Annotated in this window: 9 protein-coding genes and 1 pseudogene; 1 reads left to right on the top strand and 9 read right to left on the bottom strand. The window is 38.1% G+C overall.

Annotated elements, in window-relative coordinates; all coding sequences use genetic code 11:
• From GZ63_RS0105975 to kynU, 4 genes and pseudogenes are all read right to left on the bottom strand, one after another.
• Nucleotides 1-402: pseudogene (locus tag GZ63_RS0105975) on the bottom strand (sodium-dependent transporter); the annotation flags it as partial.
• Nucleotides 403-429: 27 nt separating this feature from the next.
• Complete coding sequence (gene kynA / locus GZ63_RS0105970; RefSeq protein ID WP_029267827.1) at nucleotides 430-1,278, bottom strand: tryptophan 2,3-dioxygenase; 849 nt, start codon at nucleotides 1,276-1,278, stop codon at nucleotides 430-432.
• A gap of 2 nt (nucleotides 1,279-1,280) precedes the next feature.
• Nucleotides 1,281-1,913, bottom strand: a complete 633-nt coding sequence (gene kynB / locus GZ63_RS0105965; protein ID WP_029267825.1) for an arylformamidase — start codon at nucleotides 1,911-1,913, stop codon at nucleotides 1,281-1,283.
• Nucleotides 1,913-3,187, bottom strand: coding sequence for a kynureninase (kynU, locus tag GZ63_RS0105960; protein ID WP_029267823.1), 1,275 nt, complete (start codon nucleotides 3,185-3,187; stop codon nucleotides 1,913-1,915). The genes kynB and kynU overlap by 1 nt, the downstream gene beginning before the upstream one ends.
• A gap of 133 nt (nucleotides 3,188-3,320) precedes the next feature.
• On the opposite strand from kynU, the gene GZ63_RS0105955 reads away from it, so the two are divergent.
• Nucleotides 3,321-3,929, top strand: a complete 609-nt coding sequence (locus tag GZ63_RS0105955; protein WP_029267821.1) for a TetR/AcrR family transcriptional regulator — start codon at nucleotides 3,321-3,323, stop codon at nucleotides 3,927-3,929.
• 281 nt (nucleotides 3,930-4,210) lie between these two features.
• On the opposite strand, the gene GZ63_RS0105950 is transcribed toward GZ63_RS0105955, so the two are convergent.
• The 5 genes from GZ63_RS0105950 to GZ63_RS0105930 form a co-directional block, all read right to left on the bottom strand.
• The gene (locus tag GZ63_RS0105950; RefSeq protein WP_029267819.1) at nucleotides 4,211-4,981 is read right to left on the bottom strand and encodes a sulfite exporter TauE/SafE family protein; all 771 of its coding nucleotides are present in this window, start codon (nucleotides 4,979-4,981) and stop codon (nucleotides 4,211-4,213) included.
• 235 nt (nucleotides 4,982-5,216) lie between these two features.
• Nucleotides 5,217-5,531 (bottom strand): YbjQ family protein, encoded by a 315-nt coding sequence (locus GZ63_RS0105945; RefSeq protein WP_029267817.1) that lies wholly within the window; start codon nucleotides 5,529-5,531, stop codon nucleotides 5,217-5,219.
• Between the two features lie 154 nt (nucleotides 5,532-5,685).
• On the bottom strand, nucleotides 5,686-7,092 hold the full coding sequence (locus GZ63_RS0105940; protein WP_029267815.1) for a sodium:solute symporter: 1,407 nt from the start codon (nucleotides 7,090-7,092) through the stop codon (nucleotides 5,686-5,688).
• Between the two features lie 89 nt (nucleotides 7,093-7,181).
• Nucleotides 7,182-8,135, bottom strand: coding sequence for an agmatinase (gene speB / locus GZ63_RS0105935; RefSeq protein WP_029267813.1), 954 nt, complete (start codon nucleotides 8,133-8,135; stop codon nucleotides 7,182-7,184).
• Between the two features lie 145 nt (nucleotides 8,136-8,280).
• The gene (locus tag GZ63_RS0105930; RefSeq protein WP_029267811.1) at nucleotides 8,281-9,687 is read right to left on the bottom strand and encodes a sigma-54 interaction domain-containing protein; all 1,407 of its coding nucleotides are present in this window, start codon (nucleotides 9,685-9,687) and stop codon (nucleotides 8,281-8,283) included.
• Nucleotides 9,688-9,780 lie beyond the last annotated feature (93 nt).

Genomic DNA, 9,780 nt, shown 5'->3' with positions numbered 1-9,780 from the left:
AAAAAGCTGTCCATAATCAGCGTGATCCGTAATTATGTTTCCTGTAAGACTTAGCCCAGAGTAGATGATAATCCATCCACCAACAACACTATAAAAAGATAATAATAGAAAACAACCAGCAACACCTAGACGTCCGATGATTCTCCAGGCCGAGTCTGGCGCTAAATGATCATAGGCCGAAACTGCTTCTTTTTTTGCTGCCCTTCCGATAATAAATTCCGAGATAAGCATCGGCAATCCGATAAAGATAGTGAATAGTACAAAAATAAGAAAGAATGCTCCCCCACCATTCATTCCTGTTACATATGGAAACTTCCATATCGCGCCAAGGCCAATGGCGGCCCCGGCAGACGATAGGATAAATCCAATCTTTGATGACCATTGCTCTCTTGAATCTTTCATCTGTTTTCTCCCCTTTTTGTAACAGATTTAAAGTTCCGTTCTTAATTCCCATAGTTCAGGGAAAAAGTATTGGTCGAGCACTTTTTTCAAATAACTTACTCCACCTGATCCTCCTGTACCAATTTTAAATCCGATAATACGTTCTACTGTCTTCATATGTCTAAAGCGCCATTGCTGAAATAAATCTTCAATATCAACAAGTTCCTCAGCAAGCTCATATAACTCCCAGTATTGATCCACATTTTTATAAACCGTCATCCATGCTTTCTTAACACTTTCGTTCGGCTTGTGCGCGATACTTACATCACGATTTAATACTTCCTCATCAATAGGAAGACCTGCTCTGGCAAGCGCTTGAATCGATACGTCATAAAGACTTGGTGCTTTATGTGCCTCCTTGAGCATTTGATGAAGTTCAGGATTTTTTTCATATATTTTCAGGACATATTCTGTTTTATAGCCTAATGCAAACTCAATTAAGCGGTTTTGATAAGATTGAAACCCAGATGCATTCCCAAGCTTATCACGAAATTCGATATATTCACTTGGTGTTAACGTTGCAAGGACATTCCAGACATTTTTAAGCTGTTCTTGTATTTGTGATACGCGGGCGAGTTTTTTAAAAGATGTTGATAAATTGTCTGACTGGATATCTGAAATAGCAGAGTTTATTTCATGTAAAATCAATTTCATCCAAATTTCACTGACATGATGAATTGTAATAAATAACATTTCATCATGATGATCGCTTAACGGGTGCTGGCTGGAAAGTAATGTATCCAGCCCTAAATAATCACTATATGTCATTTTTTCTTTAAAATCCGTATGAATACTTTTTTCATCTTTAAAAGCTTGATGTTTATTAATATGCTCCATTTTTAACTCCCCTTTATCGGTTTAATTACTGCCCTGACAAGACTCCCATCCGCTTCTTCAAGCGGCAATGGAAGTGCAATAAGTTCATAATCACCTTCTGCCACATGATCCAGCATCACATTCTCAAGAATGTAAATGTCATGCTGATAAAGCGCATGATGGCCTGCGAGTTCTTTACTTGTAATTGGATCCATTGATGGTGTGTCTACACCGACAAGCTGCACACCTAAGGATTTCATATACGCAGCACCATCTGGTGTGATGGGTGATACGTCTTTTGGAAATCTTTCTGGACGATTCGGTAAAGACGTGCGAATTAACAACCGTTCAGCTGCATCTATATTTTTAGATTCCAAAGCACGTTGGTTGATTTCATCAAAGGCACTGAGATCGATCAATGTGCATGGACCAATATAGCGGTCAATTTCTAAATCTAGAATGCGCTTTCCATTTTCTAAAAAATGGAAGGGAGCGTCCACATGTGTACCAACATGTGTACTAGTCGTGATTCTTCCTATATTTACAGACCCTGTCATATCCTTTGTCAACGGTGTATGATAATGAAAAGATTGATCACCAGGCCAGTGTGCTAATTGATTATTCAACGGTTGAGAAATATCAATCCATTCTGCCATTAGGAAACAATATTCCTTTCATTTTCGAATTGATTATATCGCTTTTCTTCCATTATCGTTTTTAAGATTTGCACACAATCATACACATCTTCAAATGAATTATATAAAGCTACTGGCGCAAGACGAATACCGCTTGGAGTTCTAAAATCAGGAATTACTTTTTGCATTTTAAGTGCCTTGCAAATACGTGCCGCCTCCGGATGTTCTACATATACATGGCCACCGCGCTGTTCATGATTTTTTGGATTGCAAATGACGATACCATCATCTTTTAATTCATGTTCAATCAATTCCATCATATAGTCTGTTAACTGAAGTGATTTCTTCCGTACATTTTCAATTCCCGCTTCATGAAATAGTTCAAGTGCGCCAATTAATGGTGCTACACTTAATACATGCGGTGTTCCAATTTGGAAAGCTCCGGCCGTTTGAGCGGGGGTTAATGTATGATCCATATCAAATTGCTTTTCTTTGTCTGAACTGAACCACCCTGCAAGACCTGGTGAAACACCAAAAAATTTTTCATTTAAATAGAGGGCTGCAACACTACCTGGTCCTCCGTTTAAATGCTTATACGTACACCAAAAAGCAAAGTCAACATCCCATTCATGTAATTCATGCGGAATAGAGCCAACAGAATGACAAAGGTCAAATCCAATTTTAATATTTCGCTCATGTGCTGCTTCTGTAAGACGCTTCATATCTAAAATCTGACCGCTTCGATAGAGGACACTTGGAAGGACGATTAATGCAATCTCATCCGTCATTGCTTCGATAATATCCTCTTCTTTTAAAAACTGTCCATCTTCACTTTGTACCTGCACGAGATGGGAGTCATCATACCCTTTTAATTTTAATTGCGCTTTTAATGCATAAATATCAGTCGGAAATGTTAAGGAGTCAGCAAGTATTTTGGTCCGTTTTCCTTCTGGTTGATAAAATGTAGAAACAAGATGGTGCAAATTTACAGTTGTAGAGCCTGTAACAATCACTTCATCTTTTTTCGCTCCAACAAGTTCGGACATCTTTTCCCCAAGGGACTCGGATAGGAAATACCAAGGATGCTCCCCTTCTGTCCATCCATCTATCCCGTATTTCTTCCATGAGTTTAATAAATCAAAAGCAGATTGTTCTGCTCTTTTACTCATGAGGCCTAAGGAATTTCCATCCATGTAAACGCCATCATTATTGAGATAAAATTCATCTCGATATTTACGTAATTCATCTTTCGCATCCAAGCTGCGCGCATATTCTCTCGTAAATTTTTCTGTCAATGATACCACTCCTTGTATTTCTATATTTTCAGATAACTTGAATTAATCGTATAATTTATAGTATAGTCATATTATATTTAATTCATGACATAATGTCAATGACATTGTATCAATAAGATCGGAGGTTAGTAAAATGGGGGAAAAATTAACGAATCGTGATAAACAGGCACTAGAAACAAAAAGAAAATTAATTCAATCTGCCCATCATATTTTTTTGCAAAACGGTTTTGATAAAACAACGATTTCCCAAATTATTAAAGATGCAGGAGTCGGATACGGAACTGCCTATGTTTATTTTAAAAATAAGGATGATATGTTTAATACCGTAATGGAAGAAGTAATGGGACAATTTTTTAAAGTAGCCAAGCAAGTATTTCAGCCTACTTCGATCGACGAAGCCTGTCAGCAAATAAGAGATCAAGTGAGAGCATACATGACTGTAGCAATTGAAGAACGAGCAACCATGCAAGTTGTGAAAGAAGCGATTGGTTCAAGTGAGATTATCGAATCAAGATGGCTTGAGATCCGTAATGAATTCATCGAAAGTATTACTTCAGATATCAACTATTCCCAGCAAAAAAAGCTGGTCAGTAGTAAATTTGATCCGAGAATCACTGCGCAAAGCTGGTATTACATGAATGAAATGTTTATGTGGAAATTTGTAGAGGATAAGGGGCTTGAGCTCGAACCCATTGTTGAGCAATTATCCCTGTTTTATACAGCAGCGTTGTACAGGGTGTAAAAGAGTCAGGCATGGACAAAGAATAAGCATTTTCTCGTAATAGGAAGTGCTTTTGTATCTGTGATCGGTTGACATTAAGAGGATCAACGCCGATATTTTTCTTGCTGGTTGATACGCGAGTTGCTCCGGTTGATACTGTGGACCCTTTGGTCGATATGTCCGCGCTCCGGTTGATACCGGAACTCCTTCGGTTGATATTTTGTCTCTCCGGTTGAAACGCTCGGCTTTCCGGTTGATTATTTTTTGTCTCCCTGTTGTCCGTTTAGAAAATGTATTCTTCATCATGTAATAAATAAAGAAATAAGCATATAAACAGCCGTAATAATCGTGATAATTCCAATAAAAAGGCGAAGGTACTGGGTAGGAACTTTGGTTGCATAATAAGCACCAGTAAGAATCCCTGCCGTGATACCTATTAGACTGCTAGCAATGAGAGTCCATATATTATCCATAGTTGCATAAGCAAAATAGCCAAAGATAGCCGGAATTGCGATAATAACCGAATTTAGCAGACTAACACCTACAGCTATACGAATATTTATCCCTAAGCTTGCAAGGAGCGGCACTAACAAAATTGGTCCTCCTGCCCCTGTCAGGGAGCTGATCGATGCGGTTAAGAGTCCAATAATCATAAGCACCGCATTGCTATTTAAGATTTTCATCGATCTGCTATCTATGTCGATACGTTCTTTATTTTGCTTAAACAAAGATAAACCCGCAACTAATACAAATAAATAAAGGAACAGTTTAGCCAGGGTGTCAGAAATCAATACGTTTATTTGTACTCCGAGAAAAGCGCCAGGTATACTTCCGATGCTTAAATAGAGAGCAAGACGAAGGTCCATATTTTTCGATTTTAAATAGGAAAGAGCTGCAATGACACCTGAAACAGCAAACGCCAAAAAACTAAGTGCGAGTGAGTCTTTCACTGGCATATCCAAAAAACCTACGTAAATCATCGGGAGGAGAAATCCTGAAATCCCGGAAATCCCTAGAAATATTCCAATAATCAAATTTGAAAAGAAAACGATTAATAATAAATATGGAATCATGCGACAATCCTCAATTCTGCAATTAGCCGTATAACGCAATAAAAATCTCAGCTTTGGTTTCTATGCTTCAAACATCTGCTTACGCGTGTTAATCGCACCCTTACCTTAGGGTGAAAGTATATTCCTGTCGATAATAACACATTTAGACGCTAAACAAATACAGTTTTTCAGCCAAAAAAGCTGTTAACTCTCATGCCGAGTAACAACATGAAAGCTAACAGCTCCTAAAAAATTTCTAATCCACGACTACCGCTGTACCATAGGCGATAACCTCCGCAGCGGAATTCATTACTTGCGACGTTTGAAAACGCATACCGACAATTGCGTTTGCATCAAGTTCCTCTGCTTCCTTGATCAGTCGATTCACTGCAATGTCCCTTGCCTCTTTCATCAAATCAGAGTACCCTTGAATTTCCCCACCGACAAGTGTTTTTAAGCCTGCACCAATATCCCGTCCAACATGTTTGGACTGTACCGTACTGCCTTGAACCAATCCTTTTACAAGGGTTATCTCTCTGCCGGGTATTTCATTGGTTGTTACCATAAGCATGATCCATCCACCTCCGGTAATATGTATATCTTTAAGCACTAATAAACAATCTCTGTATTTCATTTAACTGTAATTAATATACAATTGAACGCGTGATTTGTCTATATATAAAAAAGGATTCACCCTAAGATGCACTTAGGATGGATCCTTCAACTTAACCGTTTGCTTCTTTTGCATCCGTCACTTTATCTTTATTTTGGCTGTCGGTTAAAGACACTGCGACCATAACGATAATGTTTGTGACAATTCCATATAAAATTGGATTACTGGAAGAAAGACCTTCCATTGCTAGCCCGCCCAGTATAACAACCGCACTAATGATCATCGCATAGAAAGCTGCTTTTGAAGTGGCTCTTTTCCAAAATAAACCGAACACAATGGGGATAAACACAGATCCTGCTAATAAAGCATAAGCCACGTCAATAGCAACTAGAAGTTCTTGAATCCACAGAGCGATAACAATTGCTATGATACCAATAACAAAGGTGGTAATTCGCGAAAGAAGCAGGAATTGTTTGTCTGTAATATTTTTAAAATAATGGTCTTTTAAAATATCCTTAGCAATCAAAGTAGATGATGCGAGCAACGTTCCTGAAGCTGTAGACATGATAGCCGCTGCTACGGCTGCAAATACAACACCAAGAAGACCTGTTGGTAATGTTTCAAACGCCATACTTGTAAATACATTTTGTGTGTTTTCAATATTGGGCAGAATGATCAGGGCACACATACCGATGATAACCATCGCCATAGAGTACAGGAAACTATAGATTCCGACAAGCACGCCACCTGTTCGTGCAGTTTTTAAATTTTTAGCAGTAAAATAACGCTGCCAAATATCCTGTCCGACCATCATTCCAAGCGTAAATGTCAAGAGGTATTGCATAATTTCCCTGAAGCCAATAGCGGAAAAGCTAAAATATGAGCTGGGGAGTTGTGCAGTCAATTCACTAAATCCACCTGCTTTTGATAAGCTGATCGGAAGCATGATCAAAAAAATTCCAGCTGTCATGATGACAAATTGAATAATGTCTGTCATGGAAACAGACCACATGCCACCTAAAATGGTATAGAAAAAAACGATCCCTCCGCCAATTAACATGGCAAAAATTAAATTCCAATCAAAAATAGCACTTAATAATGCACCGATGGCGATTACTTGTGTAACACTTACCATTAATGCATAAATCGCAGCAACTACAGCCCCGATTAACTTTGACTCAACATTAAAGAGTTTACCAAGTAACTCACTAATCGTCATCAGTCTATAACCGGTTACACGCTTTAATAGTAACAGCCCAAATAGAGTTATTCCAAGACCCATCGAAAATACAAACCAAACACCAGAAAATCCCGTTTCATATCCAAGCTGAGCTGAACCAATCGTCGATGAACCGCCTAAAAAAACGGCTGTTAAACAACCAAACAACATAAAGACACCAAGATTGCGACCTGCTAGGATGTAAACCTCCGATGTTTTTGCTTTTATCGTTCCAATAATACCGACTATGACTAGTACAGCAAAATAAATAATGATAATCATCATGTCGAGGGAAGTCATATATTACCCACCTTTCCTTTGATATCGCTTTCTTTTGTGAAAAGGAACTTCAGCATTTCTGAAGTTCCTCACCTCATCATTTCTATTGTCTATTTCCTCTCCTGCTCCGCTCTTTTTTTCATTGCAATGAGACTAATCATTTCAAAAATTACGGATGACGCTGCTACGGCAGTAATTTCGCCGCTATCATAAGTTGGTAACACTTCAACCAGGTCAAATCCTTTAATATCAAGTCCATCAAGTCCTCTGACATATTCAAGGCCCTCATAACTTGTTGGACCACCTACTTCTGGTGTACCTGTGCCCGGAGCATAGGCTGGATCAAGAAAGTCAATATCATACGTAACAAAGACAGGTTTATCTTTCACACGTGCATGAATTCTCTCCATTACTTTATCAAAGCCAATTTTTCTGACTTCCTTCATTGGAATCACTTCAAAACCTAAATCTCTTGCGTCTTCAATATCCTCCGGTCCATATAATGGTCCACGCATTCCGACTTGAATCGAATGATTCGTATCAATCAATCCTTCTTCAACAGCTCGGCGAAACGGAGTGCCGTGCATATATTTTTCGCCAAAATAGTCTTCCCATGTATCTCCATGAGAATCAAAATGGACAAGTGCAATCTTCCCGAACTTCTTTGCAAATGCACGCAAATGTCCGAGTGTAATGGAATGGTCTCCTCCCATCATAACTGGGATAATCTCCTTATCGAGTACTGGTTCAAGTGCACGTACGATATGATCATAGGTTCTGTGAATATTTCCTGGTATAACATCCACATCACCATAATCCACACCTGAGCAATAATCGAAAATATTTATTTCCTGATCTGGATTATATGGACGAAGCAATACAGAGAAATCTCTTATATGTTGCGGACCATATCGTTGTCCTGTTCGATTGGATGCAGCCGTATCAAACGGTACTCCCATTACAACAAAGTCTACATCATTTGTTGTTGCAATATTTTCAAGCCTCATAAATGTGCGCGGCCCTGTAAAACGCGGTGATTTTGATGAATCTTTTGGTTGGTACATAAATATCCTCCTCTAAAACTTGTTCATGGATATTCATGCAACTTTCATGCCAACTTTATTTCAATGTTGTGATTATGTTTTTAAATAAAAATTAATTCACAATTGAATGATTTAGTTCTTTTCAATTCAATTATGAATTAATGATTCATTTTGAATTAATATTGTATTTTTTTAAGCGGCGTACAACGGTTGACTGGCTTAAACCAAGATATTCAGCCATTTCATACGTTGTTTTATATTGCTTCGAAGCACGTATTAACCAATTTCTTTCGACTGCCTCTAAAACTTCTTGTAATGTCAAACCCTGTTCTTCAAATGATTCAAGCTGCCATTCTTGTTTTGGCAATTCCGATGCATCCATTTGATTCACAAACGGGAGATTAGATGCAAAGATCATATTTGTATCGGTTGTCACTACTAAACGCTCAATTAAATTTTCCAATTCGCGGACATTTCCCGGCCAATCATATTGTTGCATAGCATTCATTGCTTTCGAATGAAAAAATTTATTTGTATGATATTTTTCATTAAAAATCGTTAAATAATGCTGAGCAAGTTTGTAAATATCATCTTTTCTTTCCCGCAGTGGAGGAATGGTAATCGGGATAACATTCAATCGATAGAATAAATCCTCTCTGAATTTCCCCTGTTTCACCAATACTTCTAAATCTTGATTTGTTGCAGTAATAAGTCGAAAATCAACTTGTTTTGCTTCTGATCCACCGATTGGGGTTACTTTTTTTTCCTGCAACACTTTTAATAGTTTCACTTGAATGGATAAAGGAAGTTCAGCTATTTCATCTAAAAACAATGTCCCTTGATCAGCAAGTTCAATCATCCCTTTTTTCCCGCTTTTGCTTGCACCAGTAAAGGAACCCGGCTCATAGCCAAATAATTCCGATTCAAAAAGTGGTTCGGGTATTGCGCCACAATTGACCTCAATCACTTTTTTCTGATTACGTTCACTTTCCTCATGAAGCGCCTTGGCAAATACATTTTTCCCGACGCCTGATTCCCCAAGCAAGACAACGTTTGCATCTGATTTAGCAACGCGTTCCACCAGTTCACGGATCTGAATCATCGTTTTACTTTTAATGATGACATTTGTTCTTTTTTCCTGTTCCCTTAATTCTTCTATTTCAGATTCATAGCGTATCATTTTTGCCCTGAGTTCTTCATAGTCTTCTTTTAAAAGTTGAATTTCTGTTAAATCATGGGAAAAGCTGATGATACGAACGATATCCCGTTTCTTGTTAAACAGTGGTATACCAGTAGCCATAACAACTTTCCCAGTAGGTGTGCGCTGCATAACCTGCACTTCTTTTTTCTCATTTAAAACGACCGCTGTTACAGACGGAGAAAAAGTGCGATCTTTTTCCAGTTCGAAAACCGTTTTTCCAACTAATTCATCTTCTTCTTTTCCGTATATACTAGTGCAATTGGAACTAACCCTAATGACTTTTCCCTCTCCATCCGTCATGACAATATTATCATTCGAAGCATGCATAATGCCTTCCAGTTCCAACTGCAGCATTTCCGGTTCTTTATTCATGATAACACCTTCTTTCATTCTCCATATTTAACAGAATTAATATCACAAGAATTTCCTTCCTCTTTATCATTTCTTTCTTAGCTTGAATTCTTT

Source organism: Virgibacillus alimentarius, from assembly GCF_000709085.1.
GTDB lineage: Bacteria > Bacillota > Bacilli > Bacillales > Amphibacillaceae > Virgibacillus_B > Virgibacillus_B alimentarius.
This window is presented reverse-complemented; position numbering and strand designations above follow the sequence as displayed.

Coding starts and splice junctions, on each gene's coding strand:
- kynA (WP_029267827.1), bottom strand. CDS start 1,278: ATGGAGCATATTAATAAACATCAAGCTTTTAAAGATGAAAAAAGTATT.
- kynB (WP_029267825.1), bottom strand. CDS start 1,913: ATGGCAGAATGGATTGATATTTCTCAACCGTTGAATAATCAATTAGCA.
- GZ63_RS0105955 (WP_029267821.1), top strand. CDS start 3,321: ATGGGGGAAAAATTAACGAATCGTGATAAACAGGCACTAGAAACAAAA.
- GZ63_RS0105950 (WP_029267819.1), bottom strand. CDS start 4,981: ATGATTCCATATTTATTATTAATCGTTTTCTTTTCAAATTTGATTATT.
- GZ63_RS0105945 (WP_029267817.1), bottom strand. CDS start 5,531: ATGCTTATGGTAACAACCAATGAAATACCCGGCAGAGAGATAACCCTT.
- GZ63_RS0105940 (WP_029267815.1), bottom strand. CDS start 7,092: ATGACTTCCCTCGACATGATGATTATCATTATTTATTTTGCTGTACTA.
- speB (WP_029267813.1), bottom strand. CDS start 8,135: ATGTACCAACCAAAAGATTCATCAAAATCACCGCGTTTTACAGGGCCG.
- GZ63_RS0105930 (WP_029267811.1), bottom strand. CDS start 9,687: ATGAATAAAGAACCGGAAATGCTGCAGTTGGAACTGGAAGGCATTATG.